This window comes from Streptomyces sp. NPDC014764, assembly GCF_043082785.1.
GTDB lineage: Bacteria > Actinomycetota > Actinomycetes > Streptomycetales > Streptomycetaceae > Streptomyces > Streptomyces althioticus.
Genome location: NZ_JBIBXY010000013.1, coordinates 152265 through 178558, shown reverse-complemented (window position 1 = coordinate 178558; position 26294 = coordinate 152265). Strand labels below are relative to the sequence as shown.

At 71.8% G+C, this 26294-nt stretch carries 23 protein-coding genes; 12 read left to right on the top strand and 11 right to left on the bottom strand.

The annotated features are described in order from the left end of the window. A partial coding sequence (locus ACF1AG_RS26335) for a hypothetical protein (protein ID WP_391810493.1) occupies positions 1-140 on the top strand: 140 nt, incomplete at its 5' end. Positions 141-231: 91 nt separating this feature from the next. On the opposite strand, the gene ACF1AG_RS26330 is transcribed toward ACF1AG_RS26335, so the two are convergent. The 3 genes from ACF1AG_RS26330 to ACF1AG_RS26320 form a co-directional block, all read right to left on the bottom strand. Next, positions 232-2514, bottom strand: coding sequence for an ABC transporter permease (locus tag ACF1AG_RS26330; protein WP_387794774.1), 2283 nt, complete (start codon positions 2512-2514; stop codon positions 232-234). 103 nt (positions 2515-2617) lie between these two features. After that, positions 2618-3370 (bottom strand): ABC transporter ATP-binding protein, encoded by a 753-nt coding sequence (locus tag ACF1AG_RS26325; RefSeq protein ID WP_359602002.1) that lies wholly within the window; start codon positions 3368-3370, stop codon positions 2618-2620. After that, the gene (locus tag ACF1AG_RS26320; RefSeq protein ID WP_387794775.1) at positions 3367-3882 is read right to left on the bottom strand and encodes a PadR family transcriptional regulator; all 516 of its coding nucleotides are present in this window, start codon (positions 3880-3882) and stop codon (positions 3367-3369) included. The genes ACF1AG_RS26325 and ACF1AG_RS26320 overlap by 4 nt, the downstream gene beginning before the upstream one ends. A 126-nt stretch (positions 3883-4008) precedes the next feature. Between ACF1AG_RS26320 and ACF1AG_RS26315 the strand changes: the two genes are divergently transcribed. The 5 genes from ACF1AG_RS26315 to ACF1AG_RS26295 all read left to right on the top strand — a co-directional run bounded on the left by ACF1AG_RS26315 (position 4009) and on the right by ACF1AG_RS26295 (position 10686). Next, on the top strand, positions 4009-5280 hold the full coding sequence (locus ACF1AG_RS26315) for an ABC transporter substrate-binding protein (protein ID WP_359602000.1): 1272 nt from the start codon (positions 4009-4011) through the stop codon (positions 5278-5280). A 184-nt stretch (positions 5281-5464) separates the two neighbouring features. Continuing rightward, positions 5465-7084, top strand: a complete 1620-nt coding sequence (locus ACF1AG_RS26310; protein WP_391810488.1) for a glycoside hydrolase family 13 protein — start codon at positions 5465-5467, stop codon at positions 7082-7084. A 67-nt stretch (positions 7085-7151) separates the two neighbouring features. Beyond that, entirely contained in the window at positions 7152-8480 is a 1329-nt protein-coding gene (locus ACF1AG_RS26305) for an ABC transporter substrate-binding protein (protein WP_391810492.1), read from the top strand. Positions 8481-8485: 5 nt separating this feature from the next. After that, a complete protein-coding gene (locus ACF1AG_RS26300; RefSeq protein ID WP_391810487.1) occupies positions 8486-9850 on the top strand; it encodes an ABC transporter permease subunit in 1365 nt (454 codons plus the stop codon). After that, entirely contained in the window at positions 9847-10686 is an 840-nt protein-coding gene (locus ACF1AG_RS26295; protein ID WP_093767551.1) for a carbohydrate ABC transporter permease, read from the top strand. Before ACF1AG_RS26300 ends, ACF1AG_RS26295 begins: the two co-directional genes overlap by 4 nt. Positions 10687-10801: 115 nt before the next feature. On the opposite strand, the gene pgl is transcribed toward ACF1AG_RS26295, so the two are convergent. The 5 genes from pgl to tkt are packed head-to-tail and all read right to left on the bottom strand — an operon-like array spanning position 10802 to position 17416. After that, complete coding sequence (gene pgl, locus ACF1AG_RS26290; RefSeq protein WP_359601995.1) at positions 10802-11587, bottom strand: 6-phosphogluconolactonase; 786 nt, start codon at positions 11585-11587, stop codon at positions 10802-10804. Next, positions 11584-12651, bottom strand: coding sequence for a glucose-6-phosphate dehydrogenase assembly protein OpcA (opcA, locus tag ACF1AG_RS26285; RefSeq protein ID WP_387794777.1), 1068 nt, complete (start codon positions 12649-12651; stop codon positions 11584-11586). The genes pgl and opcA overlap by 4 nt, the downstream gene beginning before the upstream one ends. Next, the gene (zwf, locus tag ACF1AG_RS26280; protein ID WP_359601993.1) at positions 12648-14171 is read right to left on the bottom strand and encodes a glucose-6-phosphate dehydrogenase; all 1524 of its coding nucleotides are present in this window, start codon (positions 14169-14171) and stop codon (positions 12648-12650) included. The genes opcA and zwf overlap by 4 nt, the downstream gene beginning before the upstream one ends. A 4-nt stretch (positions 14172-14175) precedes the next feature. Then, positions 14176-15294, bottom strand: coding sequence for a transaldolase (tal, locus tag ACF1AG_RS26275; RefSeq protein ID WP_359601992.1), 1119 nt, complete (start codon positions 15292-15294; stop codon positions 14176-14178). A 34-nt stretch (positions 15295-15328) separates the two neighbouring features. Continuing rightward, positions 15329-17416: a transketolase gene (gene tkt / locus ACF1AG_RS26270; RefSeq protein WP_359601991.1), complete on the bottom strand. Its 2088-nt coding sequence runs from the start codon at positions 17414-17416 to the stop codon at positions 15329-15331. Positions 17417-17756: 340 nt separating this feature from the next. Between tkt and ACF1AG_RS26265 the strand changes: the two genes are divergently transcribed. The 4 genes from ACF1AG_RS26265 (at position 17757) to ACF1AG_RS26250 (ending at position 21111) form a co-directional block, all read left to right on the top strand. Beyond that, positions 17757-18710, top strand: coding sequence for a heme o synthase (locus ACF1AG_RS26265; RefSeq protein WP_163087356.1), 954 nt, complete (start codon positions 17757-17759; stop codon positions 18708-18710). 94 nt (positions 18711-18804) lie between these two features. Continuing rightward, a complete protein-coding gene (locus ACF1AG_RS26260; protein WP_359601990.1) occupies positions 18805-19137 on the top strand; it encodes a hypothetical protein in 333 nt (110 codons plus the stop codon). A gap of 84 nt (positions 19138-19221) precedes the next feature. After that, positions 19222-20328, top strand: coding sequence for an amidohydrolase family protein (locus ACF1AG_RS26255; RefSeq protein WP_359601989.1), 1107 nt, complete (start codon positions 19222-19224; stop codon positions 20326-20328). 45 nt (positions 20329-20373) lie between these two features. Next, positions 20374-21111 carry a nucleotidyltransferase gene (locus ACF1AG_RS26250; RefSeq protein ID WP_359601988.1) on the top strand — a complete coding sequence of 246 codons (738 nt, stop codon included), beginning with the start codon at positions 20374-20376 and terminating at the stop codon, positions 21109-21111. Here ACF1AG_RS26250 and ACF1AG_RS26245 read toward each other — a convergent pair. The 3 genes from ACF1AG_RS26245 to ACF1AG_RS26235 are packed head-to-tail and all read right to left on the bottom strand — an operon-like array spanning position 21069 to position 23840. Continuing rightward, positions 21069-22094 carry a COX15/CtaA family protein gene (locus ACF1AG_RS26245; protein ID WP_359601987.1) on the bottom strand — a complete coding sequence of 342 codons (1026 nt, stop codon included), beginning with the start codon at positions 22092-22094 and terminating at the stop codon, positions 21069-21071. The genes ACF1AG_RS26250 and ACF1AG_RS26245 overlap by 43 nt on opposite strands. Positions 22095-22149: 55 nt before the next feature. Beyond that, positions 22150-22920 carry an ABC transporter permease gene (locus ACF1AG_RS26240; protein ID WP_359601986.1) on the bottom strand — a complete coding sequence of 257 codons (771 nt, stop codon included), beginning with the start codon at positions 22918-22920 and terminating at the stop codon, positions 22150-22152. After that, on the bottom strand, positions 22917-23840 hold the full coding sequence (locus tag ACF1AG_RS26235) for an ABC transporter ATP-binding protein (RefSeq protein ID WP_359601985.1): 924 nt from the start codon (positions 23838-23840) through the stop codon (positions 22917-22919). Before ACF1AG_RS26235 ends, ACF1AG_RS26240 begins: the two co-directional genes overlap by 4 nt. Before the next feature lie 289 nt (positions 23841-24129). Here ACF1AG_RS26235 and ACF1AG_RS26230 point away from each other — a divergent pair, with 289 nt between their 5' ends. Both ACF1AG_RS26230 and sufB read left to right on the top strand, forming a co-directional pair. Continuing rightward, a complete protein-coding gene (locus tag ACF1AG_RS26230; RefSeq protein WP_359601984.1) occupies positions 24130-24843 on the top strand; it encodes an ArsR family transcriptional regulator in 714 nt (237 codons plus the stop codon). Beyond that, positions 24840-26261 carry a Fe-S cluster assembly protein SufB gene (gene sufB / locus ACF1AG_RS26225; protein WP_145825154.1) on the top strand — a complete coding sequence of 474 codons (1422 nt, stop codon included), beginning with the start codon at positions 24840-24842 and terminating at the stop codon, positions 26259-26261. Before ACF1AG_RS26230 ends, sufB begins: the two co-directional genes overlap by 4 nt. Positions 26262-26294 lie beyond the last annotated feature (33 nt).

The following is a 26294-nucleotide window of genomic DNA, read 5'->3' as shown; positions in this document are numbered from 1 at the left end:
ACCAGTGGGGCGTCGAACTCGGCAAGGTGCTCGCCAAGCGCGTCGAGCCCGCCCTCACCGAGGGCGCCGACGTCCCCGGCCTCGACCCGTCCACGAAGGCCCTGGTCGCCGCCTACCGGGAGCTGCGCGGACGCGGCTGACCGGACACCGCGGGGGCGGACGGCGCGCGTCCGTCCGCCCCGTACGATCCGCAGCCGCCGTACGGCCCGTAGGGGCCGCGTCCGCGTCCGCTCAGGCCACCGCGCTCAGGGTGTCCGCGAGGCGGCGGCGGGCCGCTCGGGCGGCCGGGAGGGCGGCCAGGGCGGCGGCGCCCAGGACGGCGGCCGTGCCCAGCAGCACCAGCAGCGCGGGGGAGGGAAGCCGGGCGATGCCCGCGCCGATGCCGCTCGACCTGCCCTGGGCGTCGATCAGCCAGTGCGCCAGCGGCAGCCCCAGCGCGGTGGCGAGCAGCACCGCCGCAAGGGCCGTGCCGGCGGTGGCGGTCACCGTGACCGCGGTGATCTGCCGGGGCGACAGGCCGACCGCCTTCAGCGCCAGCAGGTCGCGCTCGCCCTCGCGGACGGTGCCGCCGATCGCCGTCAGCAGCTCCACCAGACCGATCAGCGCCAGCACCGCGACCAGTCCCAGGACGACCGCGCGCAGCGGGGACAGCCCGTCCGCCGGGTTGGTCACGGTGTGCACGTCCAGATGGCCGCGGCCCTCCGCCGCGAGCCGCGCCGCCACCTCCGCCGGGTCCGCGCCGGGTTCGAGGCGGACCTGGTAGAGGCCGGGCCGCATCTCCGGGTCGTTGGCGCGGAGGGTGTCGAGGGAGGTGGAGATGACCCGTCCCGCGTTCTCCGGCTCGATGCTGCGGCCCACGATGTGCAGGATCTGCGGGCGGTCCCCGACGGTCATCCGCACCCAGTCGCCCACCCGGACGTGCAGCAGGTCGAGCAGCCCCTGCCCGGCCACCGCCTCGTCCGGACCGTGCGCCGGCCGGCCCTCCGCCAGCGCGAACGGGTACGGGTCCTCGCGCGTGCCGTACCCGCGCAGGGCGATCGTCGCGGTCTGGCCGGGGACCAGCGCGGCCACCTCCACGCCTGGGTGGGCGGCAGCGACCTGCGGGTCGCTCTCCAGCAGCTTCCGCGCCTCCGCGTCGTCCAGCGAGGCGTCGGCGCGCACGCTGAGCGCTGCGGGCAGCCCGATCCGCTCGGGCGCGCTGTGGAAACGGTCGATGGTCGTCCAGGCGCTCAGCGCCACCACGATCAGCAGCAACGGCAGCGCCAGCCTGGCCACCGCGCCCAGCGACCGCGGCCGCCGGGTGAACGCCTTGTGCCAGCCCAGCACCAGGGCCGGTGGCACTCGCGCGCCCAGCGCCCGGCGCGCCGCCCCGCTCAGCCGCCCCGCCGGCGCCGCCGCCGGACGCGGCACCGGAACCGGCGGCACCCGGCCCGCGCGCCAGGCGGCCAGGCCGGTCGTCGCGCCGATGAACAGCACCGCGCCCACCGGCACCACGAACAGCGCGGCCGTGTGCCCGGGCAGCCCCTGCCACACGTCCACCGCGTCCCCGAGCCGCCCCGGTACCGAGCCGCCCAGCGCCTCGGTGAGCGCGGCGGCGGCCACCGCGCCCAGCAGGGCGTGGCCGAGGTGCTGGATCAGGAAGACGCGCACCACCTGACCGGGGGTGAAGCCGATCGCCTTGAGGACGGAGATGTCCCGCAGATGCCCCCGGATCCGGGTGGTGATCGCGCCGTGCACGGCGAACCCGGCGGCGACCAGCGCGCCCAGCCCGAACAGGCCCAGCACCTGCCCCAGCAGCCGGTTGTCGCCCTGCGCCTCGGCGCGCGCCTGCTGCCAGGTCGCCACCTCGCCGATCGCCCCGGCGCCCAGCTCGGTCACCGCCCGCTGCACGGCGTACCCGGTGTCGCCCGGGTCGGCCAGCCGCAGCCCGATCACCTGCCCGTCCGGGTCCGGCACCGCCGACGGCAGCGCCCACACGAGCCCCGCCCGCTCGCCCGGCCGGAACCGGGGTTCGGCGCTGTCCGCGACGCCGACCACGGTGAACTGCCGCGCGGTGCCGGGCACGGTGAGGGTGTCGCCGGGGGCGGTGAGCAGGGCGCGGGCCAGCTTGCTCTCCAGGACCACGCCGTCGGGCGTCGCCGGGTCCAGCCAGTGCCCGGAGGTGACGATCGGGCGGCCCACCTCGGGCCGGTCCTGCGTGCCGCGCACCTCCACGGAGGCCCGGCCGCCCTGCGAGGCGAGGGTCAGCGAGGAGGTGGGGTAGGGGCCGGCGACCGACCGGACGCCGTCCAGGCCGGTGAGCCTGTCCGCGTCGGCGGAGGCGGTGGTGTGCAGGGTGACGTGGGCGCCGTGCGCCTGCGTGAAGACGCGCTGCCAGGGGTTGGTGGCGTACCCGAACAGGGCCGTGGCCAGCAGCAGGGACACCGCGATGCCCGCGGTGGCGAGCACCAGGAACAGCGCCTCGCCGCGGTGCGTGCGCAGATCGGAGTACGCCCAGCGCAGAGTCGCTCGCACCGGCCTCAGCCCTTCGCGGGTCGGTCGTCGACGCGTATGCGCGTGGCAGGTCGGTGGGTGACGCGCATGTCAGTGCCTCGCGGGTCGGTCGTGGACGCGCATGTCAGTCCCTGAGCTCCAGCACGCCGGACGCTCCGGCCCTGCGCGGTGGCGCGGCCGCGTCGAGGGTGGCGTCGTCGGCTATCCGGCCGTCGAAGAACGAGATCACCCGGTCCGCGGCGCTCGCCAGCCGGGCGTCGTGCGTGACCAGCAGGATCGTCTGCCCGCGCTGGTGGAAGCGGGACAGCAGCCGCATCACCTCGCGCGTGCCCCTGCTGTCCAGGCTGCCCGCGGGCTCGTCGGCCAGCAGCAACGGAGGGTGGTTGACCAGCGCCCGGGCCAGGGCGACCCGCTGCTGCTCACCGCCGGACAGCTCGCCCGGCATGCTCCGCTCCTTGCCCTCCAGGCCCAGCTCGGCGAGCAGTTCCCGGCGCGCCGCACGGGCCTTCTTCGGCGGGACCCCGGCGAGCAGCGCGGGCAGCTCCACGTTGTCCGCCACCGACAGGTCCGAGACCAGGTTGAAGAACTGGAACACGATGCCGATGCGCCGCCGCCGCTCCACCGCCCAGCGCGCCTCGCTCCAGCCGTCGGCGCGCTCGCCGTCCAGCCGGATGGAGCCCTCGTCCGGCCGCTGGAGCCCGCCGAGGAGATGCAGCAGCGTCGACTTGCCCGCGCCCGAGGGGCCGGTGACCGCCACGAACTCGCCGCGCGTCACCCGAAGGTCGACGCCGCGCACGGCGTGCGCCGGGGCGCCCTCGCCGTGATGCGTCTTGACCAGGCCGTCGGCGCTCAGCAGGGGAGCGTCGTTCTCGCTCACTGAAGCTCCTCCAGCTCTTCCTGACACCGCTCCAGCCAGTCGAGATCGGCCTGCAGATGCAGCATCGCGCCCTCGATCAGCAGTTGGGAGATGCGGTTGTCCCGGTCCTCGGCGGCGGCCAGTTTGGACAGCTGCCGCATCGTGTTCAAGTACTGGCGGCGCTGGCGGTTGATCAGGGCGATCTGGTCGGCGAGACCGGTCTGCGGGGCCAGGGCCAGCTTCATGAAGAACTCGTCCCGCACCCGGGGTTCGTCCGCCGTCTCCTCGTACCAGGCGCGCAGCGCCTCGTGCCCGGCCTCGGTGAGGTGGTAGACCTTCTTGTTCGGCCGGCTCGACTGCTCGATGGCCTCGCCCTCGATCAGCCCCGTCTTCTCGAGGCGGCCGAGGGTGACGTAGATCTGGCCGACGTTCGGCTGAGGGTACGCGGAGCCCAGCAGTTGCTCAAGGTCCTGCTTGAGCTCGTAACCGTGCGCCGGGCCGCGGGCGAGCAGCGCCAGGAGGGGCAGCCGCACTCGTGCTCTCCTCCTCGCGCTCCTGGGTAATGTGCCGCAGGACCTAGTATCGCCCATACCTAACGGGTATACATGGCCTCTGACCCCGGCAAGGGTGCCCGGGTGCCGGTGTACAGGGAGGAACCTATGCGGTGGATCCATGCCGCGGGTAGGGGCCTTCTCGTCCTGATCGTCGTTCTGACCGGTTACATCGCCTCCGGCGCGAGCGCCGACGAGGGCCCCGGTGACGGGCGCGGACCGCTCACCCTGGCCACCGCCGGCGATCTCACCGGCTACCTCGGCTCCGTCCTCGACGGCTGGAACCGCACCCACCCCGGCGAGGAGGTCACCCTCGTCGAACTGCCCGACTCCGCCGACGAGACCCGCGCGCAGATGATCACCGACCTGCGGGCCGGCGAGGGCGGCCGCTTCGACGTGCTGAACATCGACGTCAGCTGGACCTCGGAGTTCGCCGCCGCCGGCTGGATCCGCCCGCTGCCCCGCGACCGGTTCCCGCTGGACGCCTTCCTGCCCCCGGTCGTCGGCACCGCCACCTACGACGACCGGCTGTACGCCGTCCCGTACGTGACCAACGCCGGGCTGCTGCTGTACCGCAAGGACGTCCTCGACGAGGCGGGCGTCGAGCCGCCGCGCACCTGGGCCGAACTGGAACGGACCGCGAAGACCCTCGCCCCGGCGCGCGGACTGGACGGCTACGCGGGCCAGTTCCTCCCCTACGAAGGGCTCACGGTGAACGCGGCCGAGGCCGTCTACTCGGCGGGCGGCAGCATCCTCGGCGACGAGGGCGAGCGCGTCACCGTGGACTCGCGGGCCGCCCGCAAGGGCATCGGCTTCCTGGCCCGCGGGGTCCGCGAGGGCTGGATCCCCGAGGAGGCGCTGGCGTACAAGGAGGAGGAGTCCAAGCGGGCCTTCCAGGACGGCCGGCTGCTCTTCCTGCGCAACTGGCCCTACGCGTACGTCGCCGCCTCCGCCCCGGACTCGAAGGTCGCCGGGAAGGTCGGCGCCGTGCCCCTGCCCGGACCGGACGGTCCCGGCACCAGCGTGCTCGGCGGGTCCAACCTCGCCGTCAGCAGCCACGCCGAACACCCCGACTCCGCCGCCCGGCTGCTCGCGTACCTCACCGGCGAGCGGGTGCAGCGCCAGGTGCTGACCCGCGGTGCGCTGCCGCCCGTACGGGCCGATCTGTACGACGACCCGGAGCTGGTGCGCCGCTTCCCGTACCTGCCGACCCTGCGGGAGAGCGTGCTGGCCGCCGCGCCACGGCCCAAGAGCCCGCGCTACGACCAGGTGAGCCTGGTGGTGCAGGCGGTGGTGCACGACGCGATGAGCGGGCGGCAGACGCCCGAGGCCGCTGTGCGCCGGCTGGCGGAGGAACTGGCCGCCGTATCCTCCCGCTGACTCCGTACCTAGTTACCTGTTAGGTAACGCGCACATCTCGTTCGCGCCGGAATCACCCCCTTACGTCCTGACTCGCACCCTGCAACCTCCCGGTAGCTTGCGCATGTTCATTGACACCCGCTGTTCACCGCTACCTAACATGCATGCATAACAAGCAGCGCTCCTCACAGACAGGTCAATCGGGGTGAACAGGCACCATTGGTGGCGTGACGCGGTGATCTACCAGGTCTACGTCCGCAGCTTTCTGGACAGCACCGGGGACGGCATCGGCGATCTCGCCGGAGTCAGGGCGGGACTGCCGTACCTGAGGAAGCTCGGCGTGGACGGGATATGGCTCAGCCCGTTCTACCCCTCGCCCCAGCACGACCACGGCTACGACGTGGCCGACTACCGGGACGTCGACCCGGTCTACGGCGACCTCGACGAGTTCGACCGGCTGGTGGTCTCCGCCCACCGCCTCGGCATCCGTGTGCTGCTCGACATCGTGCCCAACCACTGCTCCAGCGAGCACCCGTGGTTCCGCGAGGCCCTGGCCGCCGCACCCGGCAGCCCCGAGCGGGCCCGCTTCCACTTCGCCGACGGCCGCGGTCCCGACGGCGGTGAGCCGCCCAACAACTGGCACGCCATGTTCGGCGGCCCCGCCTGGACCCGCGTCACCGAGGCGGACGGCCGGCCCGGCCAGTGGTACCTGCACATGTTCACGCCCGAGCAGCCCGACTGGAACTGGCGCAACCCCGAGGTCGCCGACGAGTTCGACCAGGTCCTGCGGTTCTGGCTGGACCGGGGCGTCGACGGCTTCCGCATCGACGTCGCCGCGGGCCTGTTCAAGCACCCCGGACTGCCCGACTCCCCGGACCCCGAGGCCGATGCCCGCACCCGCGACTCGGTCAACCCGCTCGCCTGGAACCAGCCCGAGGTGCACGACGTGTGGCGGCACTGGCGCGCCGTGTGCGAGGAGTACACCGCCCGTGACGGCCGCGAGCGGCTCCTGGTCGGCGAGGTGTCCGTGCCGTCCGCCCGCGAGCACGCCGAGTACGTCCGCCCGGACGAGCTCCACCAGGCGTTCTTCTTCGACCTGCTCGGCGCGCCCTGGGACGCCGACGCCTTCCGCAAGGTCATCTCCGAGGCCATGCAGGACATCGCCGGCACCGGCTCCACCGTCACCTGGGTCCTCAACAACCACGACCAGGTGCGCACCGTCACCCGCTACGGCGAACCCGCCGAGGGCAGCGGACTCGGCGCCGCCCGTGCCCGCGCCGCCGCGCTGCTGATGCTGGCGCTGCCCGGCGCCGCGTACATCTACCAGGGCGAGGAGCTCGGCCTGCCCGAGGTCGTCGACCTGCCCGACGACGTGCTCACCGACCCCATCTTCCGCCGCACCGGCAGCCGCGCCCGCATCCGCGACGGCTGCCGGGTGCCGCTGCCCTGGTCCGGACAGGCCTCGCCGTTCGGCTTCACCCCCGGCGACGAGGGCGCCAAGCCCTGGCTGCCGCAGCCCGACTACTTCGCCGAGTACGCCACCCACCGCGCCCTCGCCGACACCCGGTCCTCCTGGCACCTGTACCGCGACGGCCTGCAACTGCGGTCCGCGCTGCACCAGTTGGGCGAGGGCGCGCTGCGCTGGCTGGACACCCAGCCCGGCGTCCTCGCCTTCGCCCGCGGCGACGACCTCGTCTGCGCCGTCAACTTCGGCACCGCTCCCGTACCCGCCCCGGTCACCGGCACCCCGCTGCTCGCCAGCGGTCCCTGCCCGCCCGGGGAGCTTCCCGGCTCCACCGCCGCCTGGTGGATCCAGGGCTCCTGAGAAGCACGCCCGGCCGCCCGGCCCGGTCACTCCCGTTCTCCCGGATTCCCCCGAAGGGACATCGATGATGATGCGACGACGTACCACCCTGCTCGCCGGATGCACCGCCCTCGTCCTCGCGCTCGGCGCGACCGCCTGCGGAGGCGGCGAGCCCGTCGCGGCCGGCGGCGGCGACAAGTCACTCGACGGCCAGACCGTCACCGTGGCCGGTGTCTGGTCCGGCAGCGAGCAGAAGAACTTCCAGAAGGTGCTCGACGCCTTCACGGAGAAGACCGGCGCCAAGACCCAGTTCGTCTCCACCGGCGACAACGTCTCCACCGTCGTCGGCAGCAAGATCGAGGGCGGCAACGCCCCCGACGTCGTGATGGTCCCGCAGGTCGGCGTGCTCAAGCAGTTCGCCGGGCAGGGCTGGCTGAAGCCGCTGGACAAGAAGGTGCAGTCCGCGGTCGGCGCCAACTTCGCCGAGGTGTGGCAGAACTACGGCAGCGTCGACGGCACCCTGTACGGCCTCTACTTCAAGGCCGCCCACAAGTCGACCGTCTGGTACAGCCCCGAGGCGCTCGAACAGGCCGGCGTCACCGAGCCCAAGACCTACGACGAGATGCTGAAGAGCGGCCGGACCATATCCGACTCCGGGCTCGCCGCCTTCTCCGTCGCCGGCCAGGACGGCTGGACCCTCACCGACTGGTTCGAGAACGTCTACCTCTCCCAGGCCGGGCCCGAGAAGTACGACGCCCTCGCCGCGCACGAGATCGAGTGGACCGACCCGACCGTGGTAGACGCGCTCACCACCCTCGGCAAGCTGTTCAAGGACAAGCAGCTCATCGCGGGCGGCCAGAAGGGCGCCCTGAACACCGACTTCCCCGGCTCGGTGGAGAAGGTCTTCGGACCCGAGGCCGAGGCCGCCATGGTCTACGAGGGCGACTTCGTGGCGGGCGTCGCCAAGGACCAGTTCGGCCGGACCATCGGCACCGACGCGAACTTCTTCCCTTTCCCGCCGGTCGGCGGCGGTGAGGCGCCCGTGGTCAGCGGCGGCGACGCGGCCGTCGTCCTCAAGGACGGCAAGAACAGCGAGGCCGGCATGGCGCTCGTCGAGTACCTCGCGAGCCCCGAGGCCGCGGCCGTCTGGGCCGAGGCGGGCGGCTTCCTCTCCCCGAACGAGAAGCTCGACCTGTCCTCCTACGGCGACGACGTCACCCGTGCCACCGCCGAGTCCTTGATCGCGGCCGGCGACTCGGTCCGCTTCGACATGTCCGACCAGGCCCCCGCGGCCTTCGGCGGCACCAAGGGCGCCGGCGAGTGGAAGATCCTCCAGGACTTCCTGCGTGACCCGTCCGACCCGAAGAAGACCGCGGCCGAGCTCGAGAAGGCCGCCGCCAAGGCCTACGGGAACTGACGGCCATGACCGCCACAGTCGTGAAAGACACGACGTCGTCCGCCCCCGCGCGCCCCGACGGCGCGCGCGGGCGGCGCCTGCGCCGCCGCGGCCGGATCGTCGCCCTGCTGTTCGCGCTCCCCGCGCTGCTGCTGCTCGGTGCGCTGGTCGTCTACCCGGTGCTGTTCTCCGTCGGCCGAAGCTTCTTCGACGCCACCGGCACCGAGTTCGTCGGCGGCGAGAACTACACCGAGATGTTCCGCGACCCGGCGACCCTCAAGGCCGTCCGCAACACGGCCATCTGGGTAGTGGTCGCCCCCACCCTGCTCACCGGGCTCGGACTGATCCTCGCCGTTCTGGTGGAGAAGGTGCGCTGGGCCACCGCCTTCAAACTGCTGCTGTTCATGCCGATGGCGGTGTCCTTCCTCGCCGCCGGCATCATCTTCCGCCTCGCCTACGACGAGGATCCCGACAAGGGCGTCCTCAACGCGGCTGTCGTCTCCGTCCACGACGCCTTCACGGGCAGCTCCTCCTACCCGACGGCCCGCGCCCGCGACGGAGAAGGGCTGACCAAGGAACCCGACGGCTCCTACGTCACCGCCGCGGAGGTCTCACCCGGCGGCACGGCGGCGCTCGGCCTGGTCGGCGTCGCCCCCAAGGACCTGCCGGGCGGGGCCGGACCCGCGTCCGGGGCGGCGTCGGACACGGCCGCCCCGGACGAGGTGCGCGGCGTGGTGTACCTCGACTTCACGCCCGGCGGAGGAGGGGAGCCGGGCGTGGTCGACCGGGAGGAGAGCGGACTGCCCGGCCTGACCGTCGAGGCGGTACGCGACGGGAAGAAGGTCGCGAGCACCACCACCGCGTCCGACGGCTCCTTCCGCTTCACGGGCCTCGACGGCGGCTCGTACGCGCTGAAGCTGCCCGCGGACAACTTCGCCCCGCCCTACGAGGGGATCTCCTGGCTCGGCCCGGCGCTGGTCACCCCGGCGATCATCGGGGCGTACCTGTGGATCTGGACCGGGTTCGCGATGGTGCTGATCGGGGCCGGCCTGTCCACGCTGCCGCGGGACGCCCTGGAGGCGGCCCGGATGGACGGCGCGAGCGAGTGGCAGATCTTCCGGCGGATCACCGTCCCGCTGCTCGCTCCCGTCCTGACCGTGGTGTTCGTGACGCTGGTGATCAACGTGATGAAGGTCTTCGACCTCGTCTACATCATCGCGCCCGGGCCCGTGCAGGAGGACGCCACGGTCCTCGCCACCCAGATGTGGCTGGTGTCGTTCGGCGGCGGCAACAACCAGGGGCGGGGCAGCGCGCTCGGCGTCCTGCTGCTGCTCCTGGTCATCCCGGCCATGGTGTTCAACGTCCGCCGCTTCAAGAGGAGTCAGCGATGAACGTGATCCGTCGCGGCCTGGGCAACGCGGTGGTGCAGGCCTTCCTCGTGGTCATCGGGCTGGTCTGGATGACCCCGCTGGCCGGTCTGTTCCTGTCCTCGCTGCGGTCCGCGGAGGACACCGCGAAGGGCGGCTGGTGGACCGTGTTCACCAGCCCCGGGCAGCTGTCCTTCGACAACTACTCGGCACTGCTGGAGAACTCCGGCATCACCCAGGCCTTTTGGAACACCGTCCTGATCTCGGTGCCGACCACCGTGCTCGTCGTGGTGGTCGCCGCGCTCGCCGGATACGCCTTCGCCTGGCTGGAGTTCCCCGGCCGGGACACGGTGTTCCTGGTCGTCGTGGCGCTGCTGGTGGTGCCCGTGCAGATCGGACTCCTGCCGGTCGCCAAACTCTTCGGCCAGCTCGGCCTGTTCGGGACCATCCCGGGCGTGGTGCTGTTCCACGTGGCGTACGGACTGCCGTTCGCGGTGTTCCTGCTGCGGAACTACTTCGCGGAGATGCCGAAGGAGATGCTGGAGGCCGCGCGGATGGACGGCGGCAACGAGTGGCGGATCTTCACCCGGCTGGTGCTGCCGGTGGGGCGGCCGGCGATCGCCAGCCTCGCCATCTTCCAGTTCCTGTGGGTGTGGAACGACATGCTGGTGGCGCTGCTGTTCGCGGACAGTTCGTCGCAGCCGCTGACGGTGGAGCTGCAGTCGCAGATCCGGCAGTTCGGAAGCAACGTGGATGTGCTGGCGCCGGGGGCGTTCCTGTCGCTGGTGGTGCCGGTGGTCGTGTTCTTCGCGTTCCAGCGGCACTTCGTACAGGGGGTCATGGCGGGGTCGGTGAAGTAGGAGGGGGGGCGGGGAGGGTTGTTCGCCCCCTCCGCCCCTTCCCCGGCCGTCCCGGGGCTGCGCCCCTGGCCCCCTACGGCCCTTCGGGCCTCGTCCTCGAACGCCGAAGGGCTGGTTACGCCGTCGCCGGCGGGTACAGCGTCCTCGGGAGTTGCGAAGCCGCCGCCGTGTCCAGGAGCCACAGGGTGCGGGAGCGGCCGTACGCTCCCGCTGCCGGGGCCTGGATCTCGCCCGCGCCCGAGAGGGCGATGGCCGCTGCCTCCGCCTTGTCCTCGCCCGCCGCGAGGAGCCACACCTCGCGGGCCGCGCGGATCGCGGGGAGGGTGAGCGTGACCCGGGTGGGCGGGGGCTTCGGGGCGCCGTGGACGCCGACCACCGTGCGTTCCGTCTCGCGGACCGCGGGCAGTTCGGGGAACAGGGACGCCACATGCGTGTCCGGGCCCACGCCCAGCATCAGCACGTCGAAGGCCGGGACCGGGCCGTGGTCCTCGGGGCCCGCGGCGGCGGCCAGCTCCGCCGCGTAGGCGGCGGCCGCCGCCTCCACGTCCGAGCCGTGCGGACCGTCCGACGCGGGCATGGCGTGCACGCGCTCCGGGTCCAGCGGCACCGCGTCCAGCAGCGCCTCGCGGGCCTGGGTGACGTTGCGGTCCGGGTCGCCCTCGGGCAGGAACCGTTCGTCGCCCCACCACAGGTCCAGGCGCGACCAGTCGATCGCGTCCCGGGCCGGGGCGGCGGCCAGCGCGGCCAGCAGGCCGTTGCCGTTGCGGCCGCCGGTCAGTACGACCGACGCCTCGCCCCGCGAGGACTGCGCGTCCACGATCCTGGTGATCAGCCGGGCCGCCGCGGCCTGCGCCATCAGCTCCTTGTCCCGGTGCACGACCAGCTGGGGTGCCGTACTCACTTCGCCCCCGCCCTCTTCACCGGTGCCTCCGCCGTCGCTTCGGCCGCGGGACCTTTCGCAACCGACTCGACGGGAGCGGGGACGGCTTCCCGTTCGCCGGCGTCCTGTTCTCCTTTGGCCGGAGCGTCACCGCCGTTCTCCTGCTTCAGCCGCTCCACGCCGTAGCGCAGGGCGGACGCGTAGGTGTCGTCCGGGTCCAGCCGGCGCAGCTCCTCCGCGATCAGCTCCGCGGTCTCCCGGCGCTTGAGCGCCACCGCCCGCTTGGGCTGGCCCTGGATGGCCAGCGTCGCCAGCGATCCGTCGGCGCGGTCCAGCACGATCGGGCCGCAGTCGGTGTCCATGCGGACCGCCGTGAGACCCGGGCCGGCCGAGCGGGTGCGCCTGACGGGGACGTCCAGCCGGTCCGCGAGCCACATCGCCAGCAGCTCGCAGCTCGGGTTGAACTCCTCGCCCTCCACCTCGACGCCCTGCACCTCGCAGGCGACCTGGTCCAGCGCGGCGGCCAGCATCGAACGCCACGGCGTGATGCGGGTCCACGACAGGTCCGTGTCGCCCGGGGTGTAGGCGTCGGCGCGGGCGGCGAGCTCCTTCACCGGCTGCTCGCAGGCGTAGGTGTCGGTCACCCGGCGCTGGGCCAGCGCGCCCAGCGGGTCGTTCGCCGGGTCCAGCGGCGCGTTGACCGGCCACCACGCCACCACCGGGGCGTCCGGCAGCAGCAGCGGCAGCACCACCGACTGGGCGTGGTCGACGACCTCGCCGTGCAGGCGGAGGATCACCGTCTCGCCCGTGCCGGCGTCCGCGCCGACCCGCACCTCGGCGTCCAGCCGCGACTGTGTCCGGTCGCGGGGGGAGCGGGACACGCGCTTGATGACGACCAGGGTGCGCGAGGGGTGCTCGCGCGAGGCGTCGCCGGCCGCCTTCAGGGCGTCGTAGGCGTTCTCCTCGTCCGTCACGATGACCAGGGTCAGCACCATGCCGACGGCCGGCGTGCCGATGGCCCGCCGCGCCTTCACCAGCGCCTTGTTGATCTTGCTGGCCGTGGTGTCCGTGAGGTCTGTCTTCATGGCCGGCGCCAGCTCCGTCCGTCTCGCTCGAGCATTTCGTCCGCCTCGACCGGTCCCCAGGTTCCGGCCTGGTACCGGGCCGGCTTGCCGTGCGCGTCCCAGTACTCCTCGATCGGGTCGAGGATCTTCCAGGACAGCTCGACCTCCTCCGTGCGCGGGAAGAGGTTGGAGTCGCCGAGCAGGACGTCGAGGATCAGCCGCTCGTACGCCTCGGGGCTGGACTCGGTGAACGACTCGCCGTACGCGAAGTCCATCGACACGTCCCGGATCTCCATGGACGTGCCCGGCACCTTCGAGCCGAACCGCACCGTGACGCCCTCGTCCGGCTGCACGCGGATCACGATGGCGTTCTGACCGAGCTCCTCGGTGGCCGTGGTGTCGAAGGGGGAGTGCGGCGCCCGCTGGAAGACCACCGCGATCTCCGTCACCCGGCGGCCCAGCCGCTTGCCGGTGCGCAGGTAGAAGGGGACGCCCGCCCAGCGGCGGTTGTCGATGCCCACCTTGATCGCCGCGTAGGTGTCGGTCTTGGACGCCGGGTCGATGCCGTCCTCGTCCAGGTAGCCGATGACCTTCGCGCCGCCCTGCCAGCCGGACGCGTACTGCGCGCGCACGGTGTCCCGGCCCAGGTCCTTCGGCAGCCGCACGGCGCCGAGCACCTTGGTCTTCTCCGCGGCCAGCGCGTCCGCGTCGAAGGAGGCGGGCTCCTCCATCGCGGTCAGCGCGAGCAACTGCAGCAGGTGGTTCTGGATGACGTCGCGGGCGGCGCCGATGCCGTCGTAGTAGCCGGCCCGGCCGCCGATGCCGATGTCCTCGGCCATCGTGATCTGCACGTGGTCGACGAACGACCGGTTCCAGATCGGTTCGAACATCGTGTTGGCGAAGCGCAGCGCCAGGATGTTCTGGACGGTCTCCTTGCCCAGGTAGTGGTCGATCCGGAAGACCTGCTCCGGCGCGAACACCTCGTGGACGATGGCGTTCAGTTCCTCGGCCGACCTCAGGTCGTGCCCGAACGGCTTCTCGATGACCGCGCGCCGCCAGGAGCCGCCCGTCTGGTCCGCGAGACCGTGCTTCTTCAACTGCTGGATGACCACCGGGAAGGACCGCGGCGGCACCGACAGGTAGAACGCGAAGTTGCCGCCCGTGCCCTGTGCCTTGTCCAGCTCCTCGATCGTGCCGCGCAGCCGCTCGAAGGACTCGTCGTCGTCGAAGGTGCCCTGCACGAAGCGCATGCCCTGGATGAGCTGCTGCCAGACCTCCTCGCGGAAGGGGGTCCGCGCGTGCTCCTTGACCGCGTCGTGGACCTCCTGCGCGAAGTCCTCGTTCGCCCACTCCCGGCGGGCGAAGCCCACCAGCGAGAAGCCCGGCGGCAGGAGCCCCCGGTTGGCGAGGTCGTAGACCGCCGGCATCAGCTTCTTGCGCGACAGGTCACCCGTGACGCCGAAGATGACCAGGCCCGACGGCCCCGCGATACGCGGGAGCCGTCGGTCCGCCGGGTCACGCAGCGGATTGCTGCTCGACAAGGTCTCAGCCCTCCGAGGGGGCGAGGCGCTGGAGCTCCGCCTCGGTCGACTTCAGCAGGTCGTTCCAGGAGGCCTCGAACTTGTCGACGCCCTCGTCCTCCAGAAGCCGCACCACCTCGTCGTACGAGATGCCGAGCGCCTCGACCGCGTCGAGGTCGGCGCGCGCCTGCTCGTACGTGCCCGTGACGGCGTCGCCCCGGATCTCGCCCTTCTCCTCGGTGGCGTACAGCGTCGCCTCCGGCATGGTGTTCACCGTGTTCGGCGCCACCAGCTCGTCGACGTACATCGTCGCCTTGTAGGCCTTGTCCTTCACACCGGTGGACGCCCACAGCGGACGCTGCTTGTTGGCGCCCTCGCGCTCCAGCGCGGCCCAGCGGTCGGTGGAGAAGACCTCCTCGTACGCCTGGTAGGCCAGGCGCGCGTTGGCGATGGCGGCCTTGCCGCGCAGCGCCTTGGCCTCGTCCGTGCCGAGCGCGTCGATCCGCTTGTCGATCTCGGTGTCCACGCGGGACACGAAGAAGGACGCCACGGAGTGGATCTTCGACAGGTCCAGGCCGCGGGCCTTGGCCTTCTCCAGGCCGGTCAGGAACGCGTCCATCACCTTGCGGTAGCGCTCCAGCGAGAAGATCAGCGTGACGTTGACGCTGATGCCCAGGCCGATGACCTCGGCGATGGCCGGGATGCCCGCCTCGGTCGCCGGGATCTTGATGAGGGTGTTGGGACGGTCCACCAGCCAGGCGAGCTGCTTGGCCTCGGCGACCGTCGCCCGGGTGTTGTGCGCCAGGCGCGGGTCCACCTCGATGGACACCCGGCCGTCCTGGCCGTCGGTGGCGTCGAAGACCGGGCGCAGGATGTCGGCGGCGTCACGGACGTCCGCCGTGGTGATCATCCGGATGGCCTCCTCGACGGTCACCTTCCGGGCCGCGAGGTCGGTGAGCTGCGTGTCGTAGCCGTCGCCCTCGGAGATCGCCTTCTGGAAGATCGTCGGGTTGGTGGTGACGCCCACGACGTGCTGCTGGTCGATCAGCTCCGCCAGGTTGCCGGACGTGATCCGCTTGCGCGACAGGTCGTCCAGCCAGATCGCGACGCCTTCGTCGGAAAGGCGCTTCAGTGCGTCTGTCATGGAAATTCCATCTCCTACGTGTCGTATGTGAGCGTCAGCGCCGGGCGGCGGCGATCGATTCCCGCGCGACGGCGGCCACGTTGTCGGCGGTGAAGCCGTACTCCTCGAACAGCACCTTGCCGTCGGCGGACGCCCCGAAGTGCTCCAGCGAGACGATGCGGCCGGCGTCGCCCACGTACTTGTGCCAGGTGAGGCCGATGCCCGCCTCGACGGCCACACGCGCCCTCACGGACGGCGGCAGGACGCTGTCCCGGTACCCCTGGTCCTGCTCCTCGAACCACTCGACGGACGGCATCGACACCACGCGCGTCGGCACGCCGTCGGCCTGGAGCCGCTCGCGCGCCTCGACGGCGACGTGCACCTCGGAACCCGTGGCGATCAGGACGACCTCGGGCTCGCCGCCCTCGGCCTCGAACAGTACGTAGCCGCCGCGGGCCGCGTCCTCGTTGGGCTCGTACGTCGGCACGCCCTGGCGGGTCAGCGCCAGACCGTGCGGGGCGCCCTTGCCGAACTCCTTGGTCCAGCGCTTGAGGATCTCGCGCCAGGCGATCGCGGTCTCGTTCGCGTCGGCCGGGCGGACCACGTTCAGGCCCGGGATGGCGCGCAGCGACGCGAGGTGCTCGACCGGCTGGTGGGTCGGGCCGTCCTCGCCGAGACCGATGGAGTCGTGCGTCCAGACGTACGTCACCGGCAGGTGCATCAGCGCGGACAGACGCACGGCGTTGCGCATGTAGTCCGAGAACACCAGGAAGGTGCCGGCGTAGATGCGGGTGTTGCCGTGCAGCGCGATGCCGTTCATCTCCGCGGCCATGGAGTGCTCACGGATGCCGAAGTGGATCGTGCGGCCGTACGGGTTCGCCTCCGGCAGCGGGTTGTCCGCCGGGAGGAACGACGACGTCTTGTCGATCGTCGTGTTGTTGGAACCGGCGAGGTCGGCCGAGCCGCCCCACAGCTCCGGGATCACCGCGCCGAGCGCCTGCAGCACCTTGCCGGAGGCGGCGCGGGTGGCGACGCCCTTGCCCGGCTCGAACACCGGCAGCGCGTCCTGCCAGCCCTTGGGCAGCTCACCGGCGGCGATCCGGTCGTACTCGGCGGCACGCTCGGGGTTGTTGTCCCGCCACTGCTGGAAGGACTTGTCCCACACGGAGCGGGCGGCCTGGCCGCGCTCCAGCGCCTTGCGGGTGTGCGCGATGACCTCGTCGGCGACCTCGAAGGTCTTCTCCGGGTCGAAGCCGAGGACCCGCTTGGTGGCCGCGACCTCGTCGTCGCCGAGCGCCGAGCCGTGCGCGGCCTCGGTGTTCTGCGCGTTCGGGGCCGGCCAGGCGATGATCGAGCGCATCGCGATGAAGGACGGCCGGTCGGTGACCTTCTTCGCCTCCTGGATCGCGTCGTAGATCGCGTTCGGGTCCAGGTCCCCGTCGGGCTTCGGCGCCACGCGCTGCACGTGCCAGCCGTACGCCTCGTACCGCTTGACCGTGTCCTCGGAGACGGCCGTCTCGGTGTCGCCCTCGATCGAGATGTGGTTGTCGTCCCACAGCAGGATCAGGTTGCCGAGCTTCTGGTGCCCGGCCAGCGAGGACGCCTCGGCGGAGATGCCCTCCTGGAGGCAGCCGTCACCGGCGATGCAGTAGACGTGGTGGTCGAACGGCGACTCCCCGGCGGGGGCCTCCGGGTCGAACAGCCCGCGCTCGTAGCGGGCGGCCATCGCCATGCCCACCGCGTTGGCGACACCCTGGCCGAGCGGGCCGGTCGTGGTCTCCACGCCCGTGGTGTGGCCGTACTCCGGGTGGCCCGGGGTCTTGGAGCCCCAGGTGCGGAAGGACTTCAGATCGTCCAGCTCGAGACCGAAGCCGGCCAGGTACAGCTGGGTGTAGAGGGTCAGGGACGAGTGGCCCGCGGACAGCACGAAGCGGTCGCGGCCGACCCAGTCGGCGTCCGCCGGGTCGTGCCGCATCACCTTCTGGAAGAGGGTGTACGCGGCTGGCGCCAGGCTCATCGCCGTACCCGGATGGCCGTTGCCGACCTTCTGTACGGCATCGGCGGCCAGGACGCGGGCGGTGTCGACGGCCCGCTGGTCCAGCTCGGTCCACTCGAGGTCTGTGGTGGTCGGCTTTGTGCTCACCCTGGGTCAGGGCTCCTCTCCACATGTCGGATGCCGGTGACTGCCCACCGGCGTGGTCGAGCCTACCCCCGTAGGACGTGCCTTTTTCCGCGTCATTCCAGAGTGCGGGCACTCCCCGGGATCCGCCTCCTGACCGGTGAGTTTCCGCATTCGGCAGATGAATACGGAGCCGCTCATCCGCGTGCTCAATCGAGCTTCGGGACGCACCTCGGAGAGGGGCCCGCCAACACGACCGGACCCCCGCGAATGCCGGGGTCTGGGCAACGTCTAGAGTGGCGTGGTACGCGCGAGCCTTTACCGGCACTTCACAGGAACGGCTCGCTGGGATGTCTCTGTAGGGGTGTGCGTGACGGCCGTTGAATCCCGCCCGGCGGGGGTTTTGGGGACGAGTCAGAGCCCTGCGCATCGGCCGTTCCGGGCCCGTGTAATGGCATTCGTGGCTCTCACCAAGCCGCGGATCATCGAACTGCTGCTCATCACCACCGTCCCGGTGATGTTCCTGGCGCAGCAGGGCGTGCCCGACCTGACGCTCGTGCTGCTGACCTGCCTCGGCGGCTACCTGTCGGCGGGCGGCGCCAACGCGCTCAACATGTACATCGACCGCGACATCGACGCGCTGATGGACCGCACCTCGCAGCGTCCGCTGGTGACCGGCATGGTCAGCCCGCGCGAGGCCCTGGTCTTCGGCATCACCCTGGCGGTCGTCTCCACGCTGCTGTTCGGCCTGACCGTCAACTGGCTGTCCGCCTGGCTGTCCCTCGGCGCGCTCCTCTTCTACGTGGTCGTCTACACGATGATCCTCAAGCGGCGCACGGCGCAGAACATCGTGTGGGGCGGCATCGCCGGCTGCATGCCGGTGCTGATCGGCTGGTCCGCCGTCACCAACTCGATGTCCTGGGCCCCGGTCGTCCTCTTCCTCGTCATCTTCTTCTGGACGCCGCCGCACTACTGGCCGCTGTCCATGAAGGTGAAGGAGGACTACGCGCGCGTGGGCGTGCCGATGCTGCCGGTCGTCGCCGGCAACAAGGCGGTGGCCAAGCAGATCGTCCTCTACAGCTGGGTGATGGTCGGCGTGTCGCTGCTGCTCACCCCGATGGGCTACACCGGCTGGTTCTACACCGCGGTCGCCCTGGCGGCCGGCGGCTGGTGGCTGTGGGAGGCGCACGCGCTGCTGAACCGCGCCAAGGCCGAGGTGACGGGCGCCAAGCTCAAGGAGATGCGCCTCTTCCACTGGTCCATCACCTACGTCTCGCTGCTTTTCGTCGCCATCGCGGTGGACCCCTTCCTGCGCTGAGACACCGATCCGCACGCCGACGGGCGGGGCACGTGGCCAAGGCCACGGACCCCGCCCGTCGCCGTTCGATCTACCCGTCGGTAGCATCCTGCTCATGGCAGACACGCAGCAGGTGGACCCGAAGGACGGGCAGAAGGCGGCCCGGCTCGCCAAGCAGATCGGCGGCTACGCCAAGGAGCACGGCGGCGCCGAGGGACACGTGGAGTACCTCGGACAGCGCGGCGCCCGCATCGTCCTCGTCGGAGAGGACGGCGCCTGGGGTGACGTCTTCGCCCCCTCCATGGAGATCGCGCGGCAGGCCGTCGAGAAGGCCGGCATCACGGTGCACGAGGAGTTCGACGGCGAGTTCGCCGCCAAGGTGAAGACCGGCCCGTACGAGTGGAGCCGCATGGCGGGCATCCAGGTCGGCGGCCCCTCCGACGACTGACCGCCCCCAGGGCAACACCTCTTCACCGGTTCACCCGTTAGGACCTGTAGGCAGCGACAGCGTCCACACGGGGAGAGTCCGGAGATGATCGACCCGCCGTCCCTCGTGGACCAGTACTGCCACGGCGTACTGCGCACGGAGCTGGGCCTCGGCACGTTCGAGGCCCAGCTGGCCCGCACCGAGGGGGCGCCGGCGCCCGGCACCACCCTCTTCGACACCCAGACCGGGTTCGCGGTGCGCCGCTGGTGCCCGCCGCTGCTGGGCCTGGAACCGCACTGCCCGCCCGCCCGCTACCTCGCCCGCCGCCGTGAGCTGGGCACGGCCGAGGCGGGCCGCCGACTGCTGCGGGGCAGCGGCATCACCGCCTACCTCGTCGACACCGGCCTGCCCGGCGACCTCACCGACCCCGGCGAGCTGGCCCGCGCCGGCCAGGCCGAGGCGCACGAGATCGTCCGCCTGGAGCAGCTCGCCGAACAGGTCGCCGACACCTCCGGCACCGTCGAGTCCTTCCTCGCCAACCTCGCCGAGTCGGTGCACGGCGCCGCCGCGCACGCCGTCGCCTTCACCTCCGTCGCCGGACTGCGCCACGGCCTCGCGCTCGCCCCCGAACCGCCCGAGCCGGGGGCGGTGCACGGCGCGGCCGGACGCTGGCTCGCCGCGCGGGGCGCGGGAGGACGGCTCACCGACCCCGTGCTGCTGCGCCACCTGCTGTGGATCGCCGTGGCCTCGGGACTGCCGCTCCAGCTCCACGCCGGGCTGGGCGCCCCGGGCGCGCGCGTCGACCGCACCGACCCGGTGCTGCTCACCGACTTCGTCCGGGCCACCGCCGGCCTCGGCACCGACCTGGTGCTGCTGTACGGCTACCCCTACCACCGGCACGCCGCCCATCTCGCGGGCGTCTTCCCGCACGTCTACGCCGACTGCGGCGCCGCCCTGGTCCGCACCGGCGCCCGGGCCGCGACCGTCCTCGCGGAGGTGCTGGAGCTGGCCCCCTTCGGCAAGATCCTCTTCTCCAGCGGCGCCCGTGGCCTTCCCGAGCTGCACGTCGTCGGCGCCCACCTCTTCCGCGAGGCCCTCGCCAGGGTCCTCGGCGGCTGGGTCTCCGAGGGGGCCTGGTCCCTGGACGACGCCCGGCGGGTCGCCACGATGATCGCCTCCGGCAACGCGGCACGGGTGTACGGGCTGAGCTGAGCGGAAGACGCCGCGCGGGGGCGGGGACAGGGGGAGACTGGGCGGGTGAAGCAGACCGACGCCCTGCTCGACCGGTTCCTCCCCGGGCTCGCGCCCCTGTCCCCGCTCGCGGTGTGGGCGCACGGCTCCCTGGCCGCCGGCGACTACGTGGAGGGCCGCAGCGACCTCGACCTGATCGCCGTCCTGCCGCATCCGCCGAGCCCCGGCGCCGTGTGGCGGGTGGCCGTCCTGCACAACCGGCTGCGCGCCGAACCGCTCGCGGGCGGACTCCACTGCACGTACCTGAGCCCGGACACGGCCGAGGACGCCGAGCGGCGCCACCTCACCTGGGCGCACGGACGGCTGCTGCGGCGGCCAGTCACCCCCGTCACCCGCGCCGAGCTGCACACGTCGGGCCGGGTGCTGCGCGGCGCGCCGCCCGCGGACGTCCTGCCGCCGGTGCCGGACGGGGAGCTCGCCGCGTTCGTGTCGCGGGACCAGCACGACTACTGGCGGCCGCACGTGGACCGGGCGGACCTGTGGACGCGGGACGTATGGGTCGACCTCGGGATGCTGACCCACGCGCGGGCCGCCGTCACCCTCCGGGAGGGCCGCCTGATCAGCAAGCGGGAGGCGCTGGACGTGCTGTCCCGCCTCGGCGCGCCCGAGGAGGTCGTGGAGGACATCCGCGCACGCCGCTACGGCGGACCGGTCACGGCCGACACGGCATGGCTGCGGAGGCGCGCCGGACTGGTGCGGGGTTACCTGGGCCCGGCGATCGACGCGCTGGCGGCCGGCTCCTGAGCCGGGACGGTCTGCGGCTGCGGGGCCGCCTCGGGGCGCTCGCGGAGGGACAGCAGGACGCGCAGCACCCAGATCCACATGACGCACGAGCCGAACATGTGCGCGCCCACCAGGACCTCGGGCAGGTCGGTGAAGTACTGCACGTAGCCGATCACGCCCTGCGCCAGCAGGATCAGGAACAGCTCACGGGTGCGCGCCAGCGGCCCCTTGGGGGCGTCGACGGCCTTCAGCACGAACCACAGGGCGAAGGTCAGCGTCACCACGATCCACGCGAGCACGGCGTGCAGCTTGGCCACCGTCTCCCAGTCGACCGGCATCCGCGGGACCTCGCTGGAGTCGCCCGCGTGCGGACCCGCGCCGGTCACCACCGTGCCGACCGCGATCAGCAGCACGGACGCGGCCACCAGGAACCACACCAGCTGCACCACGGCCTTGCCGACCAGCGGCCGCGGCTCGGCGTCGCCCTCACGGGTGCGCTGCCACATCACCGTCGCGACCGCGATCAGCGCCGAGGACAGCAGGAAGTGCGCCGCGACCGTGTACGGGTTCAGCCCGACCAGCACCACGATGCCGCCGAGCACCGCGTTGCCCATGACCACCCAGAACTGCGCCCAGCCCAGCCGGGTGAGGCTCCGCCGGTACGGCTTCTGCGAGCGCGCGGCGACGATCGCCCAGCCGACGGCCGCGCACAGCACGTACGTCAGCAGGCGGTTGCCGAACTCGATGTAGCCGTGGACGCCCATCTCGGCGGTGTTGTGGATGGAGTCCTCGGTGCACTTGGGCCAGGTGGGGCAGCCCAGCCCCGAGCCGGTCAGCCGGACAGCGCCGCCGGTGACCACGATGACCACCGACATCACGAGCGCGGTGAGGGCCGCGCGGCGGACGGTCCGGGGGTCCGGCGTCCAGCGGGCGGCGACGAAGGCGAGCGGGTTGCGCAGGAACGACGGGGCGTCGGCGCGGGTCACGTTTGGCACGCGTCCCATCGTAGGCCGCCGCTTGTGCACGCTTTCACGAGGGTCGGTCGCGGTCATCGCGCGCTCACTCCCACCGGAAGAACCTGCCCGCGGCCGCGAGGCCGGCGACCGCCCAGGCGGTGAGGATCCCCAGGTCGGCCCAGGGCATCCCGGCGCCGTGCTGGAGCACGTCCCGCAGGCCCCCCGACAGCGCGGCGATGGGCAGCAGGCCGAGCACGTCCTGCGCCGCCTCGGGGAACTTGTCCAGCGGCACGACGACCCCGCCGCCGACGAGCAGCAGCAGAAAGACCAGGTTGGCGGCGGCGAGCGTGGCCTCCGCCTTGAGCGTGCCGGCCATGAGCAGACCGAGCCCGGAGAAGGCGGCCGTGCCCAGCGCCAGCAGCGCGACCACGGCGAGAGCGCCGCCCTGCGGGTCCCAGCCGAGCATCAGCGCGATCACCGTCAGCAGGACCACCTGGAGCACTTCGGTCACCAGCACCGACAGCGTCTTGGCGGTCATCAGGCCCCAGCGGGGCAGCGGGGAGGCGGCGAGCCGCTTCAAAACGCCGTAGCGGCGCTCGAAGCCGGTGGCGATGGCCTGCCCGGTGAACGCGGTCGACAGCACCGCGAGCGCGAGGACGCCGGGCGCGAGGAAGTCCACCGCCGCGCCGTCGCCGGTGTCCACCACGTCCACGGTGCTGAACAGCACCAGCAGCAGGGTGGGGATGATCACGGTGAGCAGCAGCTGCTCGCCGTTGCGCAGCAGCATCTTCGTCTCGAGCACCGCCTGCGCGGCGATCATGCGGGCCAGCGGCGCCGCGCCCGGCTGCGGAGAGTAGGTCCCGGTGGCCGTCACGAACGCAGCTCCTTGCCGGTCAGCTCCAAAAACACGTCTTCGAGGGTGTGGCGCTCCACCGAGATGCGGTCCGGCAGGACACCGTGCTGGGCGCACCAGGACGTCACCGTGGCGAGCAACTGCGGGTCGACCTTGCCGGAGACCCGGTACGAGCCCGGCGTCACCTCGGCGGCCGACGCGTCGGAGGGCAGCGCCTTCAGCAGGGACGCCACGTCCAGCCCGGGCCGCCCGGAGAAGCGCAGGGTGTTCTCGGCGCCGCCCCGGCACAGCTGCTCGGGGGAGCCCTGGGCGACGACCCGGCCGGCGTCGATGATCGCCACGTCGTCGGCGAGCTGCTCGGCCTCTTCCATGTAGTGCGTGGTCAGGACGACGGAGACGCCGTCGGCGCGCAGGTCGCGGACCAGGTCCCAGGTGGCGTGGCGGGCCTGCGGGTCGAGGCCGGCGGTCGGCTCGTCCAGGAACACCAGTTCCGGGCGGCCCACCACGGCCATCGCGAGTGCGAGCCGCTGCTGCTGTCCGCCGGACAGCCGCCGGTAGGACGTACGGCCGCAGGAGCCGAGGCCCAGGCGCTCGATCAGCGCGTCCACGTCCAGCGGGCGCGCGTGCAGTTTGGCCACGTGCCGCAGCATCTCGTCCGCCCGCGCCCCCGCGTACACGCCGCCGGACTGGAGCATCACGCCGATGCGGGGCCGCAGCGCCGCCGACTCGCGGACCGGGTCGAGACCCAGGACGCGCACCGTGCCGGAGTCCGGCCGCCGGTACCCCTCGCAGACCTCGACCGTGGTCGTCTTGCCCGCTCCGTTGGGGCCGAGCACGGCGGTCACGCCCTGCCGGGCCGCCAGGTCGAGGCCGTTCACCGCGGTCTTCGTGCCGTACCGCTTCACCAGGGACTGCACCTGGACCACGGGCTCACTTCGCATGGGTCATGAGTCTAGGGAGCTTCCGGGGGGCTCAGGGCCGGGGGTACGGGAAGCCGGCCGGACGTGAGACGCGGTCTTGCGCGGACCGTCCGGAATATGCTCCGGAACGGCAAGTGCGCCGGTCGGAGGGGGTGCGGGCCGTGCCGGCGGGCGCTCGTGGACGGTGCCGGTCCGATCGATCAGAGATCGTTTCCGCAGGTCAGATTAGGTATGCCTAAGTGATGCAAGGCACTGTGGGCCGTCCGGGCGCGGCTTGCCCGCCTCCGAGGAATTACGCAACAATGGCGTTGTGAAAAACGTTGGCGAGGCGTCCCACGAGGATCTGGCAACCGGTGAGCGGTCCACCCGCAACCGGGTCGCCCGCTCCATCCTGGACCACGGCCCGTCGACCGTCGCCGAACTGGCGGAGCGGCTGAAGCTCACCCAGGCGGCCGTGCGCCGCCACCTCGACGCCCTGGCCGCGGACAACGTCGTGGAGGCCCGTGACCGGCGCGTCTACGGCACGCGCTCGCGCGGGCGTCCGGCCAAGGTGTTCGCCCTGACCGACTGCGGCCGGGACGCCTTCGACCAGTCCTACGACAAGCTCGCGGTGGACGCGCTGCGCTGGATCGGCGAGCGTGAGGGCGGCGGCGAGGCCGTCGCCGCGTTCGCCAGGGCCCGGATCGCCGCTCAGGCGGGCGCCTACCGCAAGGCCGTGGAGGCCGTGCCGCCCGAGAAACGCACGGAGGCCCTGGCCAGGGCGCTCAGCGCGGACGGGTACGCTGCGACCGCGCGCAGCGCACCGGTCGGCGAGCAGCTCTGCCAGCACCACTGCCCGGTCGCCCACGCCGCCGAACAGTTCCCGCAGCTCTGCGAGGCCGAGACGGAATTTTTCGCCGAGCTCCTCGGTACTCACGTACAGCGGCTGGCGACGATCGCGCACGGCGACGGCGTCTGCACGACGTTCATCCCCAAGATTTCCCACAACGCATCTGCAAGCACGTCCGGGAGGAACCCCGCATGACTCTCCCCACGGAGACTGCCCACCCCGAGCTGGAGGGTCTGGGCAACTACGAATACGGCTGGGCCGACCGTGACGAGGCCGGTGCGTCGGCGCGACGCGGCCTGAACGAGGAAGTCGTCCGGGACATCTCCGGGAAGAAGAACGAGCCGGAGTGGATGACCAAGCTCCGTCTCAAGGGCCTGCGCCTGTTCGAGAAGAAGCCCATGCCGAACTGGGGTTCCGACCTCTCCGGCATCGACTTCGACAACATCAAGTACTTCGTGCGCTCCACGGAGAAGCAGGCGGAGTCCTGGGAGGACCTCCCCGAGGACATCAAGAACACCTACGACAAGCTGGGCATCCCCGAGGCCGAGAAGAAGCGCCTCGTCGCCGGTGTCGCCGCCCAGTACGAGTCCGAGGTCGTCTACCACCAGATCCGCGAGGACCTGGAGGAGCAGGGCGTCATCTTCCTCGACACCGACACCGCCCTGAAGGAGCACCCGGAGCTCTTCAAGGAGTACTTCGGCACGGTCATCCCGGTCGGCGACAACAAGTTCGCGTCGCTCAACTCCGCGGTGTGGTCCGGCGGCTCCTTCATCTACGTCCCCCCGGGCGTGCACGTGGAGATCCCGCTCCAGGCCTACTTCCGGATCAACACCGAGAACATGGGCCAGTTCGAGCGGACCCTGATCATCGTCGACGAGGGTGCCTACGTGCACTACGTCGAGGGCTGCACCGCGCCGATCTACAAGTCGGACTCGCTGCACTCCGCGGTCGTCGAGATCATCGTCAAGAAGAACGCCCGCTGCCGTTACACGACCATCCAGAACTGGTCGAACAACGTCTACAACCTGGTCACCAAGCGGGCCGTGGCCTACGAGGGCGCGACCATGGAGTGGGTCGACGGCAACATCGGCTCCAAGGTCACCATGAAGTACCCGGCCGTCTACCTGATGGGCGAGCACGCCAAGGGCGAGACCCTGTCCATCGCCTTCGCGGGCGAGGGCCAGCACCAGGACGCCGGCGCCAAGATGGTCCACATGGCCCCGAACACCTCGTCGAACATCGTCTCCAAGTCGGTGGCGCGCGGTGGCGGCCGTACCTCCTACCGCGGTCTGATCGAGATCGGCGAGGGCGCCCCCGGCGCCAAGTCCAACGTGCTGTGCGACGCGCTGCTCGTGGACACCATCTCCCGCTCGGACACCTACCCCTACGTGGACGTCCGCGAGGACGACGTGTCCATGGGCCACGAGGCGACCGTCTCCAAGGTCTCCGAGGACCAGCTCTTCTACCTGATGAGCCGCGGTCTGAGCGAGTTCGAGGCGATGGCGATGATCGTGCGCGGCTTCGTCGAGCCGATCGCCAAGGAACTGCCGATGGAGTACGCGCTCGAGCTCAACCGGCTGATCGAGCTCCAGATGGAAGGCGCGGTCGGCTGACACCGGCCAGGGGCGGCCATCGGCCGCCCCGCC

Excerpts from the sequence above, each read along its gene's own strand:
- ACF1AG_RS26315 (WP_359602000.1), top strand. The coding sequence starts at position 4,009 with ATGCGGTGGATCCATGCCGCGGGTAGGGGCCTTCTCGTCCTGATCGTC.
- tal (WP_359601992.1), bottom strand. The coding sequence starts at position 15,294 with ATGACAGACGCACTGAAGCGCCTTTCCGACGAAGGCGTCGCGATCTGG.
- ACF1AG_RS26245 (WP_359601987.1), bottom strand. The coding sequence starts at position 22,094 with ATGGGACGCGTGCCAAACGTGACCCGCGCCGACGCCCCGTCGTTCCTG.
- ACF1AG_RS26260 (WP_359601990.1), top strand. The coding sequence starts at position 18,805 with ATGGCAGACACGCAGCAGGTGGACCCGAAGGACGGGCAGAAGGCGGCC.
- opcA (WP_387794777.1), bottom strand. The coding sequence starts at position 12,651 with ATGAAGACAGACCTCACGGACACCACGGCCAGCAAGATCAACAAGGCG.
- ACF1AG_RS26295 (WP_093767551.1), top strand. The coding sequence starts at position 9,847 with ATGAACGTGATCCGTCGCGGCCTGGGCAACGCGGTGGTGCAGGCCTTC.
- ACF1AG_RS26235 (WP_359601985.1), bottom strand. The coding sequence starts at position 23,840 with ATGCGAAGTGAGCCCGTGGTCCAGGTGCAGTCCCTGGTGAAGCGGTAC.
- ACF1AG_RS26305 (WP_391810492.1), top strand. The coding sequence starts at position 7,152 with ATGATGCGACGACGTACCACCCTGCTCGCCGGATGCACCGCCCTCGTC.
- ACF1AG_RS26255 (WP_359601989.1), top strand. The coding sequence starts at position 19,222 with ATGATCGACCCGCCGTCCCTCGTGGACCAGTACTGCCACGGCGTACTG.
- ACF1AG_RS26300 (WP_391810487.1), top strand. The coding sequence starts at position 8,486 with ATGACCGCCACAGTCGTGAAAGACACGACGTCGTCCGCCCCCGCGCGC.
- sufB (WP_145825154.1), top strand. The coding sequence starts at position 24,840 with ATGACTCTCCCCACGGAGACTGCCCACCCCGAGCTGGAGGGTCTGGGC.